Below are 20,608 nucleotides of genomic sequence, written 5' to 3'. Positions count from 1 at the left end.
TGTTAGTCATAGAAAGCCGGGAAGTTCACGCTTCTCGGCTTTTTTTATGCTTTTTGTACACGCTTCGGACTGATTCTTTGTAGTAAGAATTTAGGCAGAGAAAGAGACTCATGGTTGATAGCGCTACTGATTATTTCTGCGCATAAAAGCGAAAGACACAAACCGCGAGTTCCGAAGCCGTAGTTCGTCCATATCATTGGCGTGTTTTCAGACTGCTCAGTGAGCGGGCCACAAAAGGGATAACGATCATAAGTTGCTGCACGTATACCAACGTAATCAGTACACTGCTTGTTATCTTCTAAATGTAAGCCAAACCGTTCGTTTGCCTGTTGTAGATTCTTTTGCCGGTCTTCTAGATTGATACTTTCGTCCAAACTCATATCAAAGGTTGCACCAACCATCAGTTGGTTCCCACATTCAAATAAATGGCCGTCGTAATTAATTGGATAGTCTAAGCCTAAACGCTGCTCAGGTTTTTGTGTCAGTGCCGTTAATTGCCCCCTGAGAGGAGAAAGTGTCGGCTCATTCTCTGCTAACTTGTTTAACAGACTATGATGACCTGTCGCCATAATAATATGATCGAATTCTTTCAGCTCTGCTAAGGACTCAATGGCATGATTTAAGTGAATTTGTTTTTGCGGTATGGACTCTATCAGCGACTCGCAGAATGCCGGCCCATTAACTAAAAAGCCAGGGAGCAGCAACCCTCTGTGTGCTGTGTAATTAATTGTTGTCTTACGCCATGTGAGTAGCTGAGGATCCCAGTAGCGCCCTTGATAGACCTTGATGTATTGCTCAAGTTGCCATTCAGAATATTTCTCACTGCCAAGCTGTAAACATGTTTTGCTATAGTTTATCGTCGGCTGAGTTTGTTTATGTTTGTCTTTGTGCTTGTGTAAGAAGCGTTGGAGGTGTTCCATGCCCATAAAGGTCAATTGACTAAACGCATTATGGTCAAGCGAGATATTCGGTGTTGCTAATAGTGCAGGCATTTTCGAGGCACCACTGGCCAGGCTGTTGCCTTTCTCAAAAAGATGTACCTCAATACCTCTTTGATGCAGGCTATAGGCTAATGAACAACCTGCGAGCCCTGCGCCAATTACCGCTACTTTTTGATGCGATGAATCGCGTTTTAGAAAATAATCATCAGCGAGTGTTGGGTGTGGGCTTGAGATTGTTTTCTGCAAAAATGATCCAACTAACATTTCCCGCTTCGAGCCAAAACCTTTCTGTTTTGAAACTTCAAATCCATAATGGTGTAGTTGCTTGCGAACAACGGATGCCGCGGTAAATGTTGCAAAGGTAGTTTGTCTGCTGTCCGTGTTGATGCCATGCAGTGCCATGAAGTGTAATAGGCCTTTCCCCCACATTTCAGGATTCTTGATGGGAGCAAAACCGTCCAGAAACCAGGCATCAACCTTAAAGTCTGCTCCCGCGGCAAATTCTTTGAGAGCTTTATCAATGGGATTAAGTATCAGGGTCAATTTAATATTGTGTGGAAGCTCGATGGTATAAACACCGGGCATGGCAGGTGGGTATTGGGCCAGTAGTTGTTCGGTAAACTCTGATTCAATATCAAGTGCCTGATACATTCTTTGCAAATCATCGGGGCCAATTGGATATTGCTCAATACTGATAAATTGCAGTTGAGCGGCAGGGTTGGTTTTGTGATTATCAAGCTCATGCCAAAGCTTGCATGTGCGAAGAAAATTAAGTCCGGTACCAAACCCCGTTTCGATAATGACAAATCGGTCGCTAGTCAGATTTTCAAATCGTTCAGGAAGGCGATTACTTTTGAGAAACACATAGTCGGTTTCCGCGATGCCATCGCGGGTATCGAAATAGATATCATTGAATCGTTTTGAGTAGGGAATGAGGGGAGCTGGTTCTGTTGAGCCCTCTCGAACTGTGGCCGGGCGCCATTCGATGTTTGCGGGCTCAACGCCTAAAAATGCATTATGCATTGTCAGGTATTATCGTTTCTCAATCAGGGTTAAGAATTCCTGGCGAGTATTTTGCGATGAGCGGAACTGGCCGAGCATGGTTGAGCTGGTCATCACCGAGTTCTGCTTTTCCACGCCGCGCATCATCATGCACATGTGCTTCGCTTCAACAATCACGCCAACGCCAGAAGCGCCTGTAACATCTTGAACCGCGTGAGCGATCTGCTTGGTCAGGTTTTCTTGAATTTGCAAGCGACGGGCAAACATATCTACGATACGGGCAATTTTGGAAAGACCAATCACTTTGCCAGTCGGCAAGTAGCCTACATGAACCTTGCCAATAAATGGCAATATGTGGTGCTCACACATGGAATAAAGCTCGATGTCTTTAACGATAACCATGGCATCATTGTCAGAATCGAAAATCGCACCATTGACCACTTCGTTCAAATCTTGCTCATAACCATGGGTCAGGAATTTCATCGCTTTAGCAGCGCGTTTGGGAGTATCTAAAATACCGTTGCGGGAAATATCTTCGCCGATTTCCACCAGGATTTCGCGGTATAAGTTTTCTAATTTGTCAGACATTTATCTTACTCTGCGGTCGTTTCAGTCGTAATTCTAATAGATATCGCTACAATACCCAAATAATTATGAGTTTTGTGTGAAGGCTTGACCGTTAAGTATGAAAATTGTTGCCGATGAAAATATGCCTTTGGTCAAAGAACTGTTTGGGCAGTTTGCCGAAGTGAAGTTAATGGCTGGTCGAAAAATAACCTCTGAGGATCTGATTGATGCTGAGGCATTATTGGTTCGTTCAGTAACTCAGGTTAACCAAAACTTGCTTGAAGCTAGTCAGGTTAACTTTGTCGGTAGCGCCACCATTGGCACTGACCATATTGATCGAGACTATTTAGTAAAACAAGGAATTCAGTTTTCCTACGCGCCAGGCTGTAATGCGCAGGCTGTGGCCGAGTATGTTTTGACAGCGATAGCCTACTGGGCACAGCATCAACAAAAAGATCTGACTCAATGTCGAGTCGGGATTATTGGTGCGGGAAATGTGGGCTCAAAAGTTGCGCAGGTTTTAGAGTTATTGGGCATTGACTATTTATTGAATGACCCACCTTTAGAGGAACAGGGTGATTCCCGCCAATTCGTTGCTTTAAAAGCTATTCAACAGTGTGATGTGGTTACATGCCACGTGCCACTGACCAAAGCTGGCAAACACCCCACCTATCATTTAATCAATCAGACATTTCTTGCGGGTATGGCTGAAGGCAGCTTATTGATCAACAGCTCGCGAGGTGCGGTGTTGGATAATCAGGCGGCACTACAATCTAAGCAAATTGGTCAAAACATCGACTTTATCCTCGATGTCTGGGAAAACGAGCCGAACGTTAACCATGAGCTACTGGAGCAAACATTAATTGCAACGCCGCATATTGCCGGCTATACGCAAGAAGGCAAGATTAGAGGTACCTACCAGCTTTACCAGGCGTTCTGTCAGTGGCAGGGCATTGAACCGGCAATAGAGCTTATATCCTTGCTGCCAGCGGCAACTAAGTGGAGCTTACCGCAGCAGTTAAAATCCGAGTCGAACAAACTGTACCAGAGCCTACAGCCTTTTTACGATATTCAACAAGATGATAAGCAAATGCGGCTAGCGGGGGCGACTATTGCCGCGGAGTTTGATAATCTGCGAAAAAATTACCCGCAGCGCTTAGAATTTTTGGAGTTAGAGTGAACCCTATTGAGTACATCATTACCAGCCGTATTCCTCGTGGCTGGAAAATTGTCATCCTTAGTTTAGTGTTGGCACTTTTTATCGGTTTGCCTCTATTGTGGGGTTCAGCTTTTTTGCCCGAGGGTGGTTTCCAGGTATTCGTAGGTCTTATCGCACTTTTCCTCGTCATTGCTGGCTTAGTCAGCATGATTGGCGGCTTCATTGTCCTGCTGGTGGATATATATCGCAGTTAGGATTATCCGAACTTGCAAATAAAAGACTTAATTCAGCGATATATGTTGACAATAATTCAAACTACTATAAGCTGACCACAGCTAGAAAGAATGACCTAAGTATTTATACACTCCAAATCGCAGTTTTATTCGTAGTACTCCGTTCTGTAGTTTCAAAATTCTCAGCCAGTATTTCACGCTATTCATGCCTCATGAAGGCAACACTATATTTAAATTACAGGATATTTATTATGTCTAAAACAGTTAAAGGAACCGTTAAATGGTTCAACGAAGCAAAAGGTTTTGGTTTTATCGAGCAAGAGTCTGGTCCAGACGTATTTGCTCACTTCAGCGCTATTGCTAGCTCTGGATTCAAAACTTTGGCAGAAGGTCAACAAGTTGAGTTTACCTTGACTGACGGCCAGAAAGGCCCACAAGCTGAAAACATTACTGCTCTTTAATACTGATTAACACACAGTATTAAATCGTAATACGAAAAAGCAAGCACCTAGTGCTTGCTTTTTTTATGCCTGACTGAAAAGTTTAAATTTATTGTTAAGGCATCAATCGTTCAATATTCCAGCCGCTGTCTGTGCTCGTATATACAAAACGATCATGAAGGCGATGCGCGCCACCCTGCCAAAACTCAATACTTTGAGATTTCACTCGATAACCGCTCCAGAAGTCCGGCAAGGGTACTTCACCCTTAGCAAAGCGAATTTTCATTTTCTCAAACTGTTGCACCAGTAATTCACGACTTTTGATTGGTCGACTCTGTTGCGAAGCCCAGGCTGCAATCTGGCTCTCTCTCGGTCTTTTTGCAAAGTAAGCCAGAGTATCTTTAATGCCTAGTTTTTCGGCGACCCCTTTGATTGAAACCTGACGTTCCATTTTATGCCAGGGAAAGTAGAGGCTGACCTTTGGGTTCTGTGCAATCTGTTGTGCTTTCTGGCTTTGGCTGTTGGTATAGAAAACAAAACCTTTATCGCTCACATCTTTAAGCAGAACAATGCGTTGGCTCGGAGACTGGTGCTCATCAACAGTGCTGAGTACCATCGCTGTTGGGTCATTTAATTCAAAGTCGATAGCTTGCTGTAACCAAAGCTGAAACTGCTCAATGGGGTTATCCAACAGATCTGAGCGATGGAGTTTGGTCAGCAGGTATTCGCGCCGCAGATCATCTATTGCCATAGTATCGATTCAATTATTTAAAGTTGTCCTGATATTAAAGGGCTCGTTCAGTAAAGTGCAAGCCCCTTAATCAAATTGCTCACTAAGTGTAGCCTCGCAAAATCAGGATTTTTTCTTCATTGGAGCATCACCGGAATCAACCATAACGGCCCCAAATTTTTTCTTTGCTTTCTCTGATGGAGAGGCTGGTGAACCCGTTACTTTCTTCTTTTGCTTTTTCTCTAAACGCTTCTTTTCGCGTGCAGTCAGTTTTTTTGCGCCGTCTTTCTTCTTTTTACTACCGGCTGCTTTGCCGCTAGATTTTAATTTCTTCGGGCCTTTATAGTTAGCTGGAAGCTCTTTAATGCTTCGTAGCTGGAAACTACCGCTGATTGCTTTTTCGATGGCTGCCATTAGATTCCATTCGCGGTGACTGATTAACGAAATTGCGGTGCCTGTTTCAGCAACTCGTCCAGTACGCCCGATACGGTGAATATAATCTTCAGCGTTATGGGCCATATCAAAGTTGATGACCAGGTCAATATCTTTAACATCAATACCACGAGCAGCTACATCTGAAGCAATCAATACCTTTACTTTTCCATCACGAAATTGAGTCATAACATGATTTCGAATGCTTTGTGATATATCGCCATGCAAAGTACCGGCAGCGATCTTGTGGTAACGAATCAGACCGCCCAGTCGATCAACCTGCTCTTTGGTATTACAGAACACAATCGCCTTACGATAGTCTTCATTGGCTAATAGCCACTGAGTTAGTTTTTCTTTATGAACTAAATCATCAGCGGTGATAATGAATTGCTCAATGGAATCATTTTTCGCTTCAAAAGAATTAAGAACAATCGCTTGGGGATCATTCATTAGGTAGTCAGTTAAATGCTGTATGCCTTTACTCTTCAAAGTGGCGGAGAATAAAAGTGTTTGACGCTGTGGGCTGCAATAGCCAGCAATGGCTTGTACATCATCAGTAAAGCCCATCTCAAACATTTTGTCCGCTTCATCAATCACTAGATACTCGAGATCATTAAGATCTGCGCCTTGCTTTTCGCAATGCTCTAGCATGCGCCCCGGTGTAGCAATAATGATTTCAGGGTTATCACGGAAAAGAGCTTGTTGATATTTGTAATCAGCGCCACCGATAATCAATCCCGTTTTAATCTGGGTAAACTGCGACAGATCTTTGGCCTGCTTATTTATCTGACGCGCAAGTTCGCGCGTTGGTGCAAGAATCAAAACACGTGTGCTTGTATGTCGCGAAGGCTTTTCCAATAAATTATGGATGATCGGTAGCAAGAAGGCCGCCGTTTTCCCAGAGCCCGTTTCAGCACTGACCATAAGATCTTGCCCATCAAGAATGGGCTCAATGGTCTTATCCTGAACTTCAGTTGGAGTGTGATGTTTTAACTTTTGTAACGCTTTTTGTAGTCCAGAATGGAGTTCCTGAAAAATAGATGTCTCTGACACATGCATATCCGGTTGAAAATATCTGGCGGTATTTTAGCATTAAATTTTGTGGGGTGTTCATTTTTAATGCGGTTTTTACAGCTGAAGAGGAGAGGGTAGCTCTAAAGTTTAGGAGTAATTCATGAATTGCCTGTGCGTAAATGGGGTCTTTCGAGCGAACACCGTTCGCCCCTACGGATGCCTTTGTGTTTTACTCTTTAGCAAAGGCTTCAGCATACCCTCAAGACCATTAAGTTTTACTTCATAAATAAGCGCTAATTGACGACCTAGCTTGTTGTTGGGGAAGCCTTCTTTGTTAAACCAGACTAAATAGGGTTCTGGCAGCTCCAGCAAACGACGTCCCTGGTATTTTCCGAAAGGCATGACCTGGTTAATGGCGTCGATGAGCTCTTGTTGTGGAGAGGCTTGTGATGGCGGCTGTGCTGTAGGCTTTGTTTCGGGCATAGAGGTATAGGTTGTGGATTGCAATCTGAGTATGAGTGTTTATGATGCTATAGAGTCTTAAAGTCAAGAGAGAAACTATGAAAAGCATGTTTTTAAAATTATTACTGCTAGCGCTTTCGTTATCTGTGGTTACTGCTTGCCAGCAAGAAGAGCAAGCGACAGATGAAGCTGTCAGCAACCTTGAAGTTGTCGCTGAAGTAGAGGTTTCGGATAAACCGGTAGATTTCAGTGCTAAAGCAGAAGAAATCAGTAAAAAATATATTATCGCTGATACTCATGTCGATGTGCCATACCGATTACTGGAAAAATATGATGATGTCAGTGGGTCGACCGAAGGCGGGGACTTTGATTATCCGCGTGCGGTTAAGGGCGGCTTAGATGCGCCTTTCATGTCGATTTATACACCTGCTGACTTAGAAGAAAAGGGCGGCAGCAAAGCGCAGGCTGAACAGCTGATAGATATGGTTGAGAAAATGGCCGCTGATTCACCCGAGAAGTTTGCTATTGCTCTTTCGCCAGGTGACTTACTGCGTAACTTTAGGCAGGGCGTTATGTCACTGCCAATGGGCATGGAAAATGGTTCGCCTTTAGAAGGTGACTTAGCCAATGTTGAACATTTTTTTAAGCGAGGTATTCGTTACATTACTTTGGCGCACTCGCTGAGCAACCATCTATCGGACTCTTCTTATGACGAAGCCCGTCCGAACGATGGATTGAGCGACTTTGGTCGTGCAGTGGTCAAGGAAATGAATCGTCTGGGTATGATGGTGGATGTGTCGCATCTATCGGATAAAGCCTTTTATGACGTGCTTGAAGTATCTGAAGTTCCAGTCATCGCCAGCCATTCTTCGGCACGTGAGTTCACACCTGGTTTCGAGCGCAACATGAGCGACGAAATGATTAAAGCTCTTGCTGAAAAAGGTGGCGTTATATTTATCAATTTCGGTTCTACTTTTGTCTCACAGGCATCACGTGATAACTATGATGCTTACAAAGAGGCGCGCCAGAAGTTTATGGATGAAAACGGTGTTTCAGTTGAGCATGAAAGTGTTATGACGTTTACGGAACAGTACCGCGCTGAAAAGCCGTTTGAGTTTGCAGATCTGGCGATTGTCCTTAATCATTTTGATCATGTGATTGACTTGGTCGGCGTGGATTATGTGGGTATCGGTTCGGACTATGACGGTGTTGGTGATAGTCTTCCAACAGGCCTTAAAGACGTTTCAACTTATCCGAATTTGATTGAAGGATTGTTGGTGCGAGGCTACAGCGAAGACGATATAGCCAAGATTTTGTCTGGAAACCTACTTCGCGTTTGGACTCAGGTTGAGAACCATGCCCAGCAACAATAATTGCTAACTGCTTGAAATTCTTTATGATAGTTGGTGTACTAAACAACTAATATCATAAAAGGGGAAACAACTATGAACAAAAAGATTATGGCAGTAGTTCTACTGGTCGTTGGAATCGCTCTATTTGTATGGGGCTATAATATGTCGCAGGCAGCAGGGGAGCAAATACGCGAAGCTTGGACTGGATCTTTTTCAGATAAAGCCACCTGGTTAATGATTGGCGGTGGTGTACTAGGCTTGGTCGGAATTTTGCAGTTAGCCTTTAGTAAGAAGTAAATTTTAAAATTTATTATATTGTTTTACTAGCGTCATACCACTGTTAAGAGTGGTATGACGTTTTTCCACTCTGGCAATCAACCAGTTTCAGGTCATTCTCTTTCTTTCTCATAATCCAGTTACCACTTCTGCCCAACTATTGAACTTTCGAAATTTAACTTAGTTAGTATGTAACAAATCGACCAGCGCCTGCGCGGCATTGGAGAGGGTTTTATTAGTGCGATAAATGATGCCCATGCTACGAACGGAGAGTTGTTCTGACTCTCCGATAAGTGTTAATGGCTCACTGACCAACCGCTCCGGTAATAAGGTCCAGCCCATTTTGCAGGCGACCAATTTTGCAATCACTTCCAGATAGTTAGCGGTTTTGACTTTGCCCAGATGCACGCCAAGTGCTTCCAGCTGATGTTCAAACAGCTCTCGGGGGAAGGTGTGAGCTGGCGGCAAAATGCAGGGGTAGTCGCTGAGTTGGCTCATGGGCTCTTGGTGGTTAAGCAGCTCATAGTCGCAGTGACACACTATTTGCAACGCTTCTTGCCAAATAAGTTGATGTTCTAATCGTGGGTTAGCTTGAGAGGGGAAGGTCAGTAGTGCCAGTTCAAGATCCCCGCTAAGTACTCGATCATAAGCCAGTTCCGAGTCAATAAAGTCAATATTGAGATCCACTTCAGGATAAGTGTCAATATATTGCTCAAGGTAATCGGGCAGCAGGTGCAATCCAATATAGTGGCTGGTGCCAATATGCAGTTGACCGCTGACTTTGCCGGTGAGGTCTCTGATATCCTGAAAGGTGCTATCAATGCTACCAAGTATGGCTGGGGCCTGTTCACGTAATAGTCGCCCAGCCTCCGTTTCGATAACATGGTTACCGACTCGGTCAAACAAATTGGTACCAACAATAGCTTCCAACCTTTTAATTCGTTTGCTCAAAGCAGGCTGGGTCAGCTGTAGCTTTTTGGCAGCCAAGGTAAAGGAGCCAATGCTGGCAACGCTTAGAAAGGTTTTCAGTAAATCTGTATCCATGTCATTCCTTTGGGTTATTAACTTAATGAAATTAATGAATTTGAGTTATTATAAGCGAAGCTCTATTATGCTCAAGTGATAGTTGTCACTGTCAGGACACTCTCATGCCTGAGTTTGCGTAATAACAGCATTCAATAGGCAAGCCTGACGGCCAACATTAACCTAACTCAAGACTCTTTTTTTATACATACTCTTTTTTATAAAGACGCTTTTTTAAGATAATAGAGGTGCCAAATGGCAGCAAAAACCCTTTTTGACAAGTTATGGGATGACCATCTTGTCGCGCAAAATGACGACGGTTCTGCGTTGATCTATATCGACCGTCAATTGTTACACGAAGTCACTTCGCCACAGGCTTTTGAAGGCTTGAAACTGGCGGGTCGTAAACCGCGTCGTATTGAAGCTAATTTAGCGACGCCGGATCACAATGTTCCTACCACAGACAGAACAAAAGGCATTGCAGATCCAATTTCACGCATTCAGGTGCAAACTCTGGATGATAACTGTGATGAATACGGTGTCACTGAATTTAAGATGGACGATATTCGTCAGGGTATCGTGCATGTGATTGGTCCTGAGCAGGGCTACACGTTACCGGGTTTAACCATGGTCTGTGGTGATTCGCACACTGCTACCCACGGTGCATTTGCAGCGATGGCATTTGGTGTGGGTACATCAGAAGTTGAGCACGTGCTAGCGACTCAATGTTTGCGCCAGAAGAAAATGAAGAACATGCTGGTCAAAGTTGATGGCAAGCTAGGTCATGGCGTAACCGCAAAAGATATCGTGTTAGCGGTGATTGGTGAAATTGGTACTGCGGGCGGTAATGGTCATGCTATCGAGTTTGCTGGTTCTGCGATTGAAGATTTGTCGATGGAAGGCCGTATGACTATCTGTAATATGGCCATCGAAGCCGGTGCCCGTATTGGTCTGGTCGCTGTTGATGAAAAGACCATTGAATACGTGAAAGGTCGTCCATTCGCACCAAAAGGCGAGCATTGGGATATGGCGGTTGAAGCCTGGAAAGAGCTGAAAACGGATCCGGATGCGCACTTCGATAAAGTGGTTGAATTAAAAGCTGAAGACATCATTCCACAAGTGACCTGGGGTACTTCTCCAGAAATGGTTAAGCCAGTCACCGGCACTATTCCAAATCCAGCCAAAGAATCAAACCCGGTTAAGCAAGAGGGTATTGAGCGTGCATTGAAATACATGGATTTGAAAGCGGATATGCCAATCACGCAAATTCCCGTGGATAAAGTCTTTATTGGTTCCTGTACTAACTCGCGCATCGAAGATTTACGCGAAGCAGCAGCTGTGGCAAAAGGTCGCAAAGTAGCTGCCAGCGTTAAATTAGCGATGGTGGTTCCAGGTTCTGGTCTGGTTAAAGAGCAGGCCGAAGCGGAAGGTTTGGACAAAATCTTTACCGAAGCTGGTTTCGAATGGCGTGAGCCAGGTTGCTCCATGTGTTTGGCGATGAATGCTGATCGTTTGGAGCCAGGTGAGCATTGTGCTTCAACCTCAAACCGTAACTTCGAAGGTCGCCAAGGGCAGGGTGGACGTACCCATCTGGTTAGCCCTGGAATGGCCGCCGCGGCAGCTGTTTATGGTCACTTCACCGACGTTCGTGAATTAGAACTGCAACCGATTAATGGAGGTGCTAACTAATGGAAGCCTTTACTCAACACACAGGCTTAACGGTGCCTTTAGACCGTGCCAACGTCGACACTGATGCGATTATTCCCAAGCAGTTTTTGAAATCCATTAAGCGCAGTGGCTTTGGCCCGAACTTATTTGATGAGTGGCGTTATCTGGATCATGGCGAACCCGGTATGGACAATTCACAGCGTCCTATTAACCCAGACTTCGTTTTGAACTTTCCGCGCTATCAGGGGGCATCCATTTTACTGGCGCGTGAAAACTTTGGTTGTGGCTCAAGCCGTGAGCACGCGCCATGGGCATTGGAAGATTATGGCTTTAAAGCCGTTATTGCGCCAAGTTTCGCGGATATCTTCTTCAATAACTGCTTCAAAAACGGTATCTTACCGATAGTTTTAGATCACGAAACCGTTGATTTGCTGTTTAAAGAATCCGAAGCGAACGAAGGCTACAAGCTGGATATTAATCTTGAACAACAAACAGTTACTCGCCCCAATGGCGAAGTGATCAAGTTTGAGGTTGAGCAAGATCGTAAACACAGCTTGTTGAACGGCCTGGATGATATTGGTATTACCTTGCAGCAAGAAGCGGCGATTACTGCTTATGAGAACGAGCGTAAGAAACGCGCGCCTTGGCTTTTTCAATCGTAAAATGCGTTAAATTGCTCTTTGGCTTTGTTATTAAGGGTTTTTCTGGGTCATTAACCTGAACGTTAACTCCCCATTAGAAACTCTTAATGCCTCGCCTTTAAACAATGTCTCAGCGTTTTTTTGATTGAAAAGTCAAACTATAAGTTGAATGTAGGGTGCGTCGTGACGCACCGTTCTACAAAAGTAGCCTTCGCAGTGAACTTTACTCATCAAGTTATCAACTAGAGAGAATAATTATGAAATGGATGTTTTTTTTATTGGTTTTAATGGGAACTGCCTCTGCTCAAACCACAGACTTGAGTTTCGACCAAGCGCTATCTAAAGCGCATAGTATGGAGTCAAGTTTAGGACAGCAGGATACTTATCGTTTAATGAAGGCCCAAGGTGAGTTGTTGGGTAAGGCAATCCCTGTCTGTATTAATAGAACAGGTAGTTTTGCAGAGATATTTACGGTAGTTGTGAGTCTTGATGCGTCGGGTAAAGTGGATCAAGTATGGCATCAACCTGAGAACGCATTCGTTGCATGTTTTTTGAGTGAAATGAAGCGACAATTTTCATATATTGGTGATAAGACTCCGTTCTATACAGCAATTGAATATACAACAAACAATTAAATTGAGTTGAATTATGACTAAGAAAATTTTGGTATTGCCGGGCGATGGTATTGGTCCGGAGATTGTAGGTCAGGCGACGCGTGTATTGGATGCGTTGATTGCTGATCATGGTTTGGATATGGCTTATGAATCTGATCTGGTGGGCGGTTCATCTTTTGATGAGCATGGCGTCCCTTTGACTGACGAGGTGCTTGAAAAGGCGCATCAGGCAGACTCAGTATTATTGGGCGCGGTGGGCGGCCCTAAATGGGAACAGTATGAAATTGCGGTTCGTCCTGAAAAGGCGTTGTTAAAACTGCGTTCTGAATTAAAGCTGTTCGGTAACCTGCGTCCTGCGATTTTGTATCCACAATTGGCGAGTGCTTCAAGCTTAAAACCTGAGCTGGTTTCTGGTCTTGATATGTTGATCGTTCGTGAATTAACCGGCGGCATTTATTTTGGTCAGCCTCGCGGTATTCGCACCAAGGATAATGGCGAGCGCGAAGGTTTTAATACGTACGTATACAGCGAAAGCGAAATCGAGCGCATTGCTCATGTGGCTTTCCGCGCGGCTATGTTGCGTGACAAGCGTTTATGTTCAGTGGACAAAGCCAATGTACTTGAAGTGACTGAGTTGTGGCGTGAAGTGATGACGCGTGTTGGTAAAGAGTACCCAGAAGTCGAGTTGACGCATATGTATGTGGATAACGCGGCTATGCAATTGGTGCGTGCGCCGAAGCAGTTCGATGTGATGGTAACCGGCAATATGTTCGGTGATATTCTGTCCGATTGCGCCGCTATGTTGACGGGTTCGATTGGTATGTTGCCTTCGGCCAGTTTGGATGCCAACGGCAAGGGTATGTATGAACCGATTCATGGTAGTGCGCCAGATATTGCTGGCCAGAATAAAGCGAATCCACTAGCAACTATTCTGTCAGTCTCGATGATGTTGCGTCATAGTTTCGGCGAAGAAGCTTTAGCAGACAAAATTGAAAATGCGGTTTCTACTGTCCTGGATCAAGGTTACCGTACCGGTGACATTTATACTGACGGCATGAAGTTGGTATCGACCAGTGAAATGGGCGATGCAGTATTAGCTGCTCTGAAATAAGGGTCACTATGACAAACAAAGGCTTATTAGCCTCTGATTTGACCATATCGCGTGCTGAGCACGTTTTGTTGGAAGGCGCTGAACTTGAGTTGGCGCCTTCGACTATTACCTATCTTTATGGTGAAAATGGCGCTGGCAAAACCAGTCTGATGCGTTGTCTGTCTGGCTTATTGCAAGCTGACAGCGGTAAAATTTATTGGAATGGCCAGTCTATCACCAGTCTCGATTCTGAATATTTTCAAGATCTTATCTTTCTCGCTCACGCTTTATCCATGAAGGCAGAGCTGACTATATTCGAAAACCTGAGTTTTTATGCGCGCTTGCGTGGCATCAAAGACCCCAAATCATTAATTGATCAAGCAACTTCCCAGCTGGGGATTGCTCAATTACAAAACCGTCGTTTTGCCGAATTGTCTGCTGGCCAGCAGCACAAAGTGGCTTTGTGTCGGCTGGTGATTGAGCCAGCCAAAATATGGATTTTGGATGAGCCCTTTGTCAATCTGGACAAGGCTACCCGTCACTGGCTCGCAGGCTTGATTCAAAAGTTTGCCAAACAGGGTGGGGTGGTGCTATTTACCTCGCATCACGAAATCGAAGAGCTGGCGATTGATCAGCGCATAGGGATTGAACACTGATGTTTGGCGCCTTGTTGAAAAAAGAGTTAATGGTAGCTCGCCGCAACTGGATTGGCATTGTCATTCCGTTGTTTTTCTTTGTCATGGTGGTCAGTTTGTTTCCTTTTGGGGTGAGCCCCGAAGCGCCCACATTACAAAAGATCGCCCCCGGCATTATCTGGGTGGCGGCGCTACTGGCTACGCTGCTGTCGCTTGAGCAGTTTTATCGTAGCGATTATCAGGATGGTTCGCTGGAACAGACTTTGTTGATTGCTGGGCCCACCCAAGTCGCTAGCGCCAAAATTCTCGCTCATTGGTTATTAACCGGCTTGCCATTGGTGATTGTTTCGCCATTGCTCGGCATTTTGATGCAGATCAATCATGGCTTTGCTGGCTCCAATCATACTTGGGTTCTGATGTTGAGCTTACTGCTTGGAACGCCAACCTTATGCTTGATTGGTGCGGTGGGAATGAGTCTGGCTTTGGCGGCAAATCGCAATGGGATGCTAGTCGCGGTTTTGGTGTTGCCTCTGTACGTACCAATTTTGATTTTTGGCACTTCAACAGTTACAGCATCGCTGGAAAATTTCAGCTATAATGGCCAACTTGCGATTTTAGCTGCTTTATTATTGATTGCGCTGGTTATGAGTCCTTTTGCAGCAGGACGCGCATTGAAAATTTCGGTAAGTTAGCTTCACCATAAGCGACTGCTAATTCAATTAAAGACTGACTGATAATAGGTTTACAATTAATGGCTTCTCGTTGGCGTTGGTTTCATCAACTCGGTTCCCCCAAATGGTTTTTCGAAAAATCCGCTAAATGGCTTCCCTGGATCTGGGTTAGCACGCTGATTTTATTGGCAGTTGGTTTGTACTACTCATTATGGGCTTCACCAATCGAAGCTCGCCAAGGCCAGGGCCACACCGTTCGTATCATGTATATTCATGTTCCCGCCGCTGCCTTATCCATGATTGGTTATGTGGCGATGGCGATAGCGTCTACCATAGGTCTGGTCTGGAAAATGAAGATGGCCTTCGCTGCATCGCGAGCGATAGCACCGATTGGCGCAGCCATGACCTTTATTGCATTGTTCACCGGTGCGGTCTGGGGCAAACCTACCTGGGGCACTTGGTGGGAGTGGGATGCACGTCTGACTTCTGAGTTATTGTTACTCTTCTTATACTTGGGCTTTATAGCCTTGCACTCATCTTTTGCTGAGCGCGCTAAAGCGGACAAGGCTGCGGCTGTGTTGGCGATAGTGGGCGTGATTAATGTGCCTATCATCTATTTCTCAGTGAAATGGTGGAACACTCTGCACCAAGGTTTTTCTGTGACTCAAAAGGGTGCTTTGGCGCCTGAATTTCAAGTGCCGTTGTTCACCATGATTGGTGCTTTCTATTTGCTATTTATTGGTCTGGTCATAATGCGTTTGCGCGTAGAAATTCTAATGCGTGAGCAAAAGTCGCGTTGGGTAGCTGATTGGGCTACTGAACAAAAGACGCAGAAAGCACCGAAGCGAGGTTTATAGATGAATAGTTTCCATGAGTTTATTTTTATGGGCAAACATGGCGCCTATGTCTGGTCGAGCTATCTAATGACCTTTATCGTGTTATTAGGCATGTTCTATTGGTTCCGATATTTATTGAAATCTCTGCGTAGCCAAGTAAAATCTGAGCACAATTCCAGTGATTCAAATGCTGTTCGGCCAAAAGCGCGCAAGTTGAAAGTCGAAAAAACCGAATCGCGAGATTAAAAGATTTATGAAAGCACACCGTCGTAACAAACTTATCGCTATCATCTCTGGCCTGATTCTATTATCCGGTGCCGTTGCTCTGATCCTCTACGCTTTGACCGAAAATATTAATCACTTTTACGCCCCTACCGAAGTTAAAGAAGGCAATGCGCCTTTAAACAAAACCATTCGTGTTGGTGGTCTGGTGGTTCCTGGCTCAATTGAGCGTTCTGGTGAAAGACTCTATGTCGAGTTTAAAATCACCGACAATCAGAGTCAGATGGTCATTAGTTTCGATAACATCTTGCCGGATATGTTTAAAGAAGGGCAGGGTGTGATTGCTGAGGGTCAACTGGTTGATCAAAATAAGTTGGTCGCGACTAAGGTGTTGGCAAAACACGACGAGACTTATATGCCACCTGAGGTAGAAGCCTCGCTGCAGAAATATGGCCATCCGATGCAACCAAGAGATGGTGATAAGCCTAAACAATCCTCAGACAAATACTAGCAGGTTTAACCTTGATCCCAGAACTCGGTAACTTCTTTCTTATATTGGCGTTTATTAACGCCATTTTATTAGGTACTTTGCCATTTTATGGTGCGCACACCAACCATAAGGGTTTGATTCAATTTGCGCACCGTGCATCGACCAGTATTTTCCTGCTGATGTTGGTCAGTTTTGTCTGCCTGACGATTGCCTTTATTCAGAATGATTTTTCGGTAGCTTATGTTGCTAATCATTCCAATTCCCAACTTCCCATTTATTACCGAATTTCTGCAGTATGGGGATCGCATGAAGGTTCTTTGTTGCTGTGGGTGCTAATCTTAACGGGCTGGATCTTTGCGGTATCCAAGTTCAGCAAATCTTTACCTGACACGATGACCGCACGCGTGTTGGGTGTTATGGGCCTCATTGCGGTTGGTTTTGTTTCCTTTACCTTATTCACCTCTAATCCATTCGAGCGTGAATTACCCTTTATACCGATTGATGGTGCTGATCTGAATCCTCTGTTGCAGGATTTCGGTTTGATTGTTCATCCGCCTATGTTGTACATGGGCTACGTTGGCTTCTCTGTGGTGTTTGCTTTCGCTATCGCTGGGCTGTTGCAGGGTGAGCTTGATCATCATTGGGCCAAGTGGTCACGCCCTTGGACGGTGGTCGCCTGGATCTTTATGACGATAGGAATCGCACTAGGCAGTTGGTGGGCTTACTATGAGCTTGGCTGGGGTGGCTGGTGGTTCTGGGATCCAGTTGAAAATGCTTCCTTCCTGCCTTGGTTGGCGGGTACCGCTTTGATCCACTCGTTGGCAGCTACGGAAAAGCGCGGCGTATTTAAGTCGTGGACAGTGTTGCTGGCGATTTTGACTTTTTCGTTAAGCCTGCTTGGAACCTTCCTGGTTCGTTCCGGTGTCCTAACCTCGGTTCATGCCTTCGCTAATGACCCGGTTCGCGGTAAGTTTATTTTAGTATTCCTGGCGATTGTGGTGGGTGCTTCTTTATTGCTGTACGCCATTCAATCGAGCAAAGTTCGCTCGAAATCAGATTTTACCTTGGTATCACGAGAAGTGGCGTTACTGTTTAATAATGCATTGTTAGCAGTGTCGACCTTTGTGGTGTTACTGGGTACATTGCATCCGCTGATGATTGAAGCTTTCACTGACGGTAAGTCGTCGGTTGGCCCTCCTTATTTTAATTTGATGTTCTCTGTCTTCTTCATTCCAATTTTGCTATTGATGCCTTTTGGGCAGCAAATCAAGTGGAAAAAAGATGATCTGCCTGCACTGTTGAAAAAATATATCTGGTGGTTCTTAAGCTGCATTATTCTGGCCTTCATTCTGACCTTGGGTCTGAATGGTTTCACTTTTGATGAACTTGAACCAATGGCAGTGATAGGAACTATTTTAGGCTTGTGGGTAATCGCTGGCACGGTCAAGTACATTCAGCTGCAATCCGAAAAAGGCCAGACACGCTGGGCGGGAATGCGAAAAATAAGCCGTAGTTATTGGGGTATGATTTTTGCCCATATCGGTGTGGCAGTGACAACTCTGGGTGTGGTGTTAACCTCTTACTACAGTATTGAGAAAGATATCCGAATTGAGATTGGCGAGACTGTCGAAGTGGAAGGTTTGTCGGTTCAATTTAAAGATTTCAAGAACATTCAGGGCCCGAACTATATTTCGTCGAAAGCTATTTTTGCGGTGACCAAGTCAGGCGATTTTATCGCTGAATTAAAGCCTGAAAAACGGCGTTACAATGCATCGCAAATGGTGATGACTGAAGCGGCAATTGATCCCGGTTTATTCAGAGACGTTTATATTGCCATGGGAGAGCCGCTGGATAATGCTGCCTGGGCCATCCGTGTTTATTATAAGCCCTTTGTGCGCTGGATTTGGTTCGGTGCTATCTTTATGGCCTTAGGTGGACTTTTAGCGATGACCGATAAACGCTATCGGGAAAAGAAGTTTAAGAAAAAAGGTACTCAGGAGGCTGTTACTAATGGCCAATAAGAAGTTACTGATAACATCAATCCCTATCGTTGTTTTCATAGCATTGGTGATTGTCTTCTGGTTCTCTTTGGGCTCTGATCCAACTGAGCTACCCTCGCAACGTATTGGTAAGCAGGTACCAGAGTTTCGCTTGAGTAATCTGCATAACCCTGAAGAAACTTTTACCAATAAAGATTTGCCCAATAAGCCTTTCTTACTCAATGTGTGGGCAACCTGGTGTGTGTCATGCCATGTTGAGCATCCGTATTTAGTTAAATTCGCTAATCAGTACCCCATCCCTATCATTGGCTTAAACTATAAGGATGTACGGGTTGACGCATTGCAGTACTTGCAAAAAGGTGGTGATCCTTATCTGTTTTCAATAGCCGATGAAGACGGCACTATGGGTATCGATCTGGGTGTTTACGGTGCTCCGGAAACCTTTATTGTGGATGGTGAGGGTATCATCCATCATCGCTATGTTGGTGTCATCGACGAACGCGTATGGACTACGGTGATTCTGCCTAAAATGAAAGAGCTTGATCCATCATTAGTCGACGTGGAGGCAACTCAATGAAAAAGTTTGCACTGATCATCAGCATCTTGTTTTTTGCCCAGCTGGCTGAGGCAGTTATTGAAACTTATGATTTTGATAATGAAGAACAAGAACAACTTTATTATGAAATTATCAATGAGCTTCGCTGCCCTAAATGTCAGAACCAGACCATAGCAGACTCGGATGCTCCTTTATCCCGAGATTTGCGTTTTATCGTGCAGCAAAAAATTAAAGTGGGTGAGACGAAATCTCAAATATTAACCTATATGCAAGAGCGCTACGGTGATTTTGTTTTATATGACCCTCCTGTGCAGCCTGCTAACTATGTGTTGTGGTTTGCTCCGCTGGCGATTTTCCTGATTATACTGGTCGTTGTCATCAGCCGAGTAGGTCGTCGCAAAGTCAATCCTGCTACAGGCGATGTTGAATCAAAAGATATTCACTCAAAAGAGAAGGGCGAATAATTCATGGTTGCTTGGATCACATTAGCACTAATTGTATTGGCTTGGGCTGCCTGGTTATTCGGTGGTGTATTCAAAGGCTCAAACAGAAAGCTGCTGTACCTTAGTATGCTGTTGGTCAGTGGTGTTCTGAGTTTGTTCATCTATTTCAAGATGGGTGCTCATGCCGAGCTTGAGCAGCTTTCTGAGAAGCACCAGTCTTTTGTTGAACTTGATCTTGTACAGTTGGCGGATAAAGCACAAAAGAAAGAGATTACGGTTCTTGAGTTTTTAACCGAGCTACGTTTGCGTAGTGAGCTTGATCCTGACAATAAAGAGAAGTGGTTGCAGCTTGGGCAAATCTTTTTAAGGTTTGGTGAGGTTGAAGAAGCAGATCAAGCTTTTGTTCGTGCTATCAGTCAGGAGCCTGGCGATGCCAGTCGTTTACAAGTCGCGCAATATTATCTTGAGACGGATCAACAGGCAGCCTATGAAAGAGCCGAACGTCATATTAACCTGGTTTTGATGGAGCAGCCCAATCATGAAGGCGCTTTATTAATGCAAGGAGTAAACCAGTTTAAACAACAGAAATTCCAGGCGGCCATCGACTATTGGCAGCGCCTTTTGCAGATGCGCGAACCTGGCAGTCAGTCTGCCGAGCTGATGCAACAACAAATCGCTCGCGCGAAACACCAACTTAAATTACAGCAAACCAATAATATTCGGGTGTTTGTTGATAACTTATCAGATTTACCTTTACAGCAGTTCAGTAAAGCCTTTGTGATTGTACGTTCCTATACCGGCGGTCCGCCTGTTGCAGTGCGCTCTGTGGCATTGGCGCAGCTCGAACAGGGTGTATTGTTGACTCCCAATGATGTGATGTTACCGGATGTTGATTTATGGCAGGCTCAGGATGTGTTGGTTGAGATTCGCTTATCCGTTGAAGGCATAGCACAGCCTGGTACCGGTGATATTTATGGTCGAACTGAGGTATTGGCTAACCTTACTCCGGGTGACCAATTTCACATTGAGCTCAATCAAACTGTGAATTAAGTTCGATCCCTTCTCGTTTTGACGTGACTTTCACAGGGAATAGTGGAAATTTGTTGTTAAG

24 protein-coding genes are annotated in these 20,608 nt (G+C 44.7%); 18 read left to right on the top strand and 6 right to left on the bottom strand.

The window, feature by feature from the left end; all coding sequences use genetic code 11:
* Window positions 1-44: 44 nt before the first annotated feature.
* On the bottom strand, window positions 45-1,964 hold the full coding sequence (gene mnmD, locus ACN0VI_RS09985; protein WP_417446686.1) for a tRNA (5-methylaminomethyl-2-thiouridine)(34)-methyltransferase MnmD: 1,920 nt from the start codon (window positions 1,962-1,964) through the stop codon (window positions 45-47).
* Between the two features lie 9 nt (window positions 1,965-1,973).
* Window positions 1,974-2,531, bottom strand: a complete 558-nt coding sequence (folE, locus tag ACN0VI_RS09980) for a GTP cyclohydrolase I FolE (RefSeq protein ID WP_331892493.1) — start codon at window positions 2,529-2,531, stop codon at window positions 1,974-1,976.
* 97 nt (window positions 2,532-2,628) lie between these two features.
* Between folE and ACN0VI_RS09975 the strand changes: the two genes are divergently transcribed.
* From ACN0VI_RS09975 to ACN0VI_RS09965, 3 genes are all read left to right on the top strand, one after another.
* A complete protein-coding gene (locus tag ACN0VI_RS09975; RefSeq protein ID WP_417446685.1) occupies window positions 2,629-3,690 on the top strand; it encodes a 4-phosphoerythronate dehydrogenase in 1,062 nt (353 codons plus the stop codon).
* Window positions 3,687-3,923 carry a hypothetical protein gene (locus ACN0VI_RS09970; protein ID WP_417446684.1) on the top strand — a complete coding sequence of 79 codons (237 nt, stop codon included), beginning with the start codon at window positions 3,687-3,689 and terminating at the stop codon, window positions 3,921-3,923. The genes ACN0VI_RS09975 and ACN0VI_RS09970 overlap by 4 nt, the downstream gene beginning before the upstream one ends.
* Window positions 3,924-4,153: 230 nt before the next feature.
* Window positions 4,154-4,363: a cold-shock protein gene (locus tag ACN0VI_RS09965; protein ID WP_331892489.1), complete on the top strand. Its 210-nt coding sequence runs from the start codon at window positions 4,154-4,156 to the stop codon at window positions 4,361-4,363.
* 94 nt (window positions 4,364-4,457) lie between these two features.
* Here the strand turns inward: ACN0VI_RS09965 and pdxH are convergent, their stop codons facing one another.
* The 3 genes from pdxH to ACN0VI_RS09950 all read right to left on the bottom strand — a co-directional run bounded on the left by pdxH (window position 4,458) and on the right by ACN0VI_RS09950 (window position 7,001).
* Entirely contained in the window at window positions 4,458-5,093 is a 636-nt protein-coding gene (gene pdxH, locus ACN0VI_RS09960; protein ID WP_417446683.1) for a pyridoxamine 5'-phosphate oxidase, read from the bottom strand.
* Between the two features lie 102 nt (window positions 5,094-5,195).
* Window positions 5,196-6,563 (bottom strand): DEAD/DEAH box helicase, encoded by a 1,368-nt coding sequence (locus ACN0VI_RS09955; RefSeq protein ID WP_331892487.1) that lies wholly within the window; start codon window positions 6,561-6,563, stop codon window positions 5,196-5,198.
* 165 nt (window positions 6,564-6,728) lie between these two features.
* Window positions 6,729-7,001, bottom strand: coding sequence for a DUF3820 family protein (locus tag ACN0VI_RS09950; protein WP_417446682.1), 273 nt, complete (start codon window positions 6,999-7,001; stop codon window positions 6,729-6,731).
* 77 nt (window positions 7,002-7,078) lie between these two features.
* On the opposite strand from ACN0VI_RS09950, the gene ACN0VI_RS09945 reads away from it, so the two are divergent.
* Together ACN0VI_RS09945 and ACN0VI_RS09940 are read left to right on the top strand one after the other, a co-directional pair.
* The gene (locus ACN0VI_RS09945; protein WP_417446681.1) at window positions 7,079-8,353 is read left to right on the top strand and encodes a dipeptidase; all 1,275 of its coding nucleotides are present in this window, start codon (window positions 7,079-7,081) and stop codon (window positions 8,351-8,353) included.
* A gap of 72 nt (window positions 8,354-8,425) precedes the next feature.
* The gene (locus ACN0VI_RS09940) at window positions 8,426-8,629 is read left to right on the top strand and encodes a DUF3185 family protein (RefSeq protein ID WP_331892483.1); all 204 of its coding nucleotides are present in this window, start codon (window positions 8,426-8,428) and stop codon (window positions 8,627-8,629) included.
* Between the two features lie 159 nt (window positions 8,630-8,788).
* On the opposite strand, the gene ACN0VI_RS09935 is transcribed toward ACN0VI_RS09940, so the two are convergent.
* Window positions 8,789-9,652, bottom strand: a complete 864-nt coding sequence (locus ACN0VI_RS09935; RefSeq protein WP_331892482.1) for a LysR family transcriptional regulator — start codon at window positions 9,650-9,652, stop codon at window positions 8,789-8,791.
* Between the two features lie 234 nt (window positions 9,653-9,886).
* Between ACN0VI_RS09935 and leuC the strand changes: the two genes are divergently transcribed.
* The 13 genes from leuC to ACN0VI_RS09870 all read left to right on the top strand — a co-directional run bounded on the left by leuC (window position 9,887) and on the right by ACN0VI_RS09870 (window position 20,547).
* Window positions 9,887-11,320, top strand: a complete 1,434-nt coding sequence (gene leuC, locus ACN0VI_RS09930) for a 3-isopropylmalate dehydratase large subunit (RefSeq protein WP_417446680.1) — start codon at window positions 9,887-9,889, stop codon at window positions 11,318-11,320.
* Window positions 11,320-11,961 carry a 3-isopropylmalate dehydratase small subunit gene (leuD, locus tag ACN0VI_RS09925; RefSeq protein ID WP_417446679.1) on the top strand — a complete coding sequence of 214 codons (642 nt, stop codon included), beginning with the start codon at window positions 11,320-11,322 and terminating at the stop codon, window positions 11,959-11,961. The genes leuC and leuD overlap by 1 nt, the downstream gene beginning before the upstream one ends.
* A gap of 236 nt (window positions 11,962-12,197) precedes the next feature.
* Window positions 12,198-12,575, top strand: coding sequence for a hypothetical protein (locus ACN0VI_RS09920; RefSeq protein ID WP_417446678.1), 378 nt, complete (start codon window positions 12,198-12,200; stop codon window positions 12,573-12,575).
* A gap of 13 nt (window positions 12,576-12,588) precedes the next feature.
* Entirely contained in the window at window positions 12,589-13,665 is a 1,077-nt protein-coding gene (gene leuB, locus ACN0VI_RS09915; protein WP_417446677.1) for a 3-isopropylmalate dehydrogenase, read from the top strand.
* A gap of 8 nt (window positions 13,666-13,673) precedes the next feature.
* Complete coding sequence (gene ccmA, locus ACN0VI_RS09910; protein ID WP_331892475.1) at window positions 13,674-14,300, top strand: heme ABC exporter ATP-binding protein CcmA; 627 nt, start codon at window positions 13,674-13,676, stop codon at window positions 14,298-14,300.
* Window positions 14,300-14,971: a heme exporter protein CcmB gene (ccmB, locus tag ACN0VI_RS09905; RefSeq protein WP_417446676.1), complete on the top strand. Its 672-nt coding sequence runs from the start codon at window positions 14,300-14,302 to the stop codon at window positions 14,969-14,971. Before ccmA ends, ccmB begins: the two co-directional genes overlap by 1 nt.
* A 59-nt stretch (window positions 14,972-15,030) precedes the next feature.
* The gene (ccmC, locus tag ACN0VI_RS09900; RefSeq protein ID WP_331890848.1) at window positions 15,031-15,807 is read left to right on the top strand and encodes a heme ABC transporter permease CcmC; all 777 of its coding nucleotides are present in this window, start codon (window positions 15,031-15,033) and stop codon (window positions 15,805-15,807) included.
* Window positions 15,808-16,032, top strand: coding sequence for a heme exporter protein CcmD (gene ccmD / locus ACN0VI_RS09895; protein WP_331890846.1), 225 nt, complete (start codon window positions 15,808-15,810; stop codon window positions 16,030-16,032). It begins immediately after the preceding gene.
* A gap of 7 nt (window positions 16,033-16,039) precedes the next feature.
* The gene (ccmE, locus tag ACN0VI_RS09890) at window positions 16,040-16,519 is read left to right on the top strand and encodes a cytochrome c maturation protein CcmE (RefSeq protein WP_331890844.1); all 480 of its coding nucleotides are present in this window, start codon (window positions 16,040-16,042) and stop codon (window positions 16,517-16,519) included.
* An 11-nt stretch (window positions 16,520-16,530) separates the two neighbouring features.
* Window positions 16,531-18,519 carry a heme lyase CcmF/NrfE family subunit gene (locus ACN0VI_RS09885; protein ID WP_417446675.1) on the top strand — a complete coding sequence of 663 codons (1,989 nt, stop codon included), beginning with the start codon at window positions 16,531-16,533 and terminating at the stop codon, window positions 18,517-18,519.
* On the top strand, window positions 18,509-19,075 hold the full coding sequence (locus ACN0VI_RS09880; protein ID WP_417446674.1) for a DsbE family thiol:disulfide interchange protein: 567 nt from the start codon (window positions 18,509-18,511) through the stop codon (window positions 19,073-19,075). Before ACN0VI_RS09885 ends, ACN0VI_RS09880 begins: the two co-directional genes overlap by 11 nt.
* Window positions 19,072-19,518: a cytochrome c-type biogenesis protein CcmH gene (locus tag ACN0VI_RS09875; protein WP_417446673.1), complete on the top strand. Its 447-nt coding sequence runs from the start codon at window positions 19,072-19,074 to the stop codon at window positions 19,516-19,518. Before ACN0VI_RS09880 ends, ACN0VI_RS09875 begins: the two co-directional genes overlap by 4 nt.
* A 3-nt stretch (window positions 19,519-19,521) precedes the next feature.
* On the top strand, window positions 19,522-20,547 hold the full coding sequence (locus ACN0VI_RS09870) for a tetratricopeptide repeat protein (RefSeq protein WP_417446672.1): 1,026 nt from the start codon (window positions 19,522-19,524) through the stop codon (window positions 20,545-20,547).
* Window positions 20,548-20,608: the final 61 nt, after the last annotated feature.

This window comes from Kangiella sp., from assembly GCF_048265365.1.
Taxonomy (GTDB): Bacteria; Pseudomonadota; Gammaproteobacteria; order Enterobacterales; family Kangiellaceae; genus Kangiella.
Note: the sequence above shows the minus strand (reverse complement) of the source record. Positions and strands in the feature narration are given on the sequence as shown.

What these genes read in the sequence shown, in the direction of transcription:
- ACN0VI_RS09975 (WP_417446685.1), top strand. Translation starts at nt 2,629, where the DNA reads ATGAAAATTGTTGCCGATGAAAATATGCCTTTGGTCAAAGAACTGTTT.
- mnmD (WP_417446686.1), bottom strand. Translation starts at nt 1,964, where the DNA reads ATGCATAATGCATTTTTAGGCGTTGAGCCCGCAAACATCGAATGGCGC.
- ccmE (WP_331890844.1), top strand. Translation starts at nt 16,040, where the DNA reads ATGAAAGCACACCGTCGTAACAAACTTATCGCTATCATCTCTGGCCTG.
- ccmA (WP_331892475.1), top strand. Translation starts at nt 13,674, where the DNA reads ATGACAAACAAAGGCTTATTAGCCTCTGATTTGACCATATCGCGTGCT.
- ccmB (WP_417446676.1), top strand. Translation starts at nt 14,300, where the DNA reads ATGTTTGGCGCCTTGTTGAAAAAAGAGTTAATGGTAGCTCGCCGCAAC.
- ACN0VI_RS09950 (WP_417446682.1), bottom strand. Translation starts at nt 7,001, where the DNA reads ATGCCCGAAACAAAGCCTACAGCACAGCCGCCATCACAAGCCTCTCCA.
- pdxH (WP_417446683.1), bottom strand. Translation starts at nt 5,093, where the DNA reads ATGGCAATAGATGATCTGCGGCGCGAATACCTGCTGACCAAACTCCAT.
- ccmC (WP_331890848.1), top strand. Translation starts at nt 15,031, where the DNA reads ATGGCTTCTCGTTGGCGTTGGTTTCATCAACTCGGTTCCCCCAAATGG.
- ACN0VI_RS09875 (WP_417446673.1), top strand. Translation starts at nt 19,072, where the DNA reads ATGAAAAAGTTTGCACTGATCATCAGCATCTTGTTTTTTGCCCAGCTG.
- leuC (WP_417446680.1), top strand. Translation starts at nt 9,887, where the DNA reads ATGGCAGCAAAAACCCTTTTTGACAAGTTATGGGATGACCATCTTGTC.
- ACN0VI_RS09945 (WP_417446681.1), top strand. Translation starts at nt 7,079, where the DNA reads ATGAAAAGCATGTTTTTAAAATTATTACTGCTAGCGCTTTCGTTATCT.
- ACN0VI_RS09965 (WP_331892489.1), top strand. Translation starts at nt 4,154, where the DNA reads ATGTCTAAAACAGTTAAAGGAACCGTTAAATGGTTCAACGAAGCAAAA.
- ACN0VI_RS09940 (WP_331892483.1), top strand. Translation starts at nt 8,426, where the DNA reads ATGAACAAAAAGATTATGGCAGTAGTTCTACTGGTCGTTGGAATCGCT.
- ACN0VI_RS09880 (WP_417446674.1), top strand. Translation starts at nt 18,509, where the DNA reads ATGGCCAATAAGAAGTTACTGATAACATCAATCCCTATCGTTGTTTTC.
- ACN0VI_RS09935 (WP_331892482.1), bottom strand. Translation starts at nt 9,652, where the DNA reads ATGGATACAGATTTACTGAAAACCTTTCTAAGCGTTGCCAGCATTGGC.
- leuD (WP_417446679.1), top strand. Translation starts at nt 11,320, where the DNA reads ATGGAAGCCTTTACTCAACACACAGGCTTAACGGTGCCTTTAGACCGT.
- ccmD (WP_331890846.1), top strand. Translation starts at nt 15,808, where the DNA reads ATGAATAGTTTCCATGAGTTTATTTTTATGGGCAAACATGGCGCCTAT.
- ACN0VI_RS09870 (WP_417446672.1), top strand. Translation starts at nt 19,522, where the DNA reads ATGGTTGCTTGGATCACATTAGCACTAATTGTATTGGCTTGGGCTGCC.
- ACN0VI_RS09955 (WP_331892487.1), bottom strand. Translation starts at nt 6,563, where the DNA reads ATGCATGTGTCAGAGACATCTATTTTTCAGGAACTCCATTCTGGACTA.
- ACN0VI_RS09920 (WP_417446678.1), top strand. Translation starts at nt 12,198, where the DNA reads ATGAAATGGATGTTTTTTTTATTGGTTTTAATGGGAACTGCCTCTGCT.
- leuB (WP_417446677.1), top strand. Translation starts at nt 12,589, where the DNA reads ATGACTAAGAAAATTTTGGTATTGCCGGGCGATGGTATTGGTCCGGAG.
- folE (WP_331892493.1), bottom strand. Translation starts at nt 2,531, where the DNA reads ATGTCTGACAAATTAGAAAACTTATACCGCGAAATCCTGGTGGAAATC.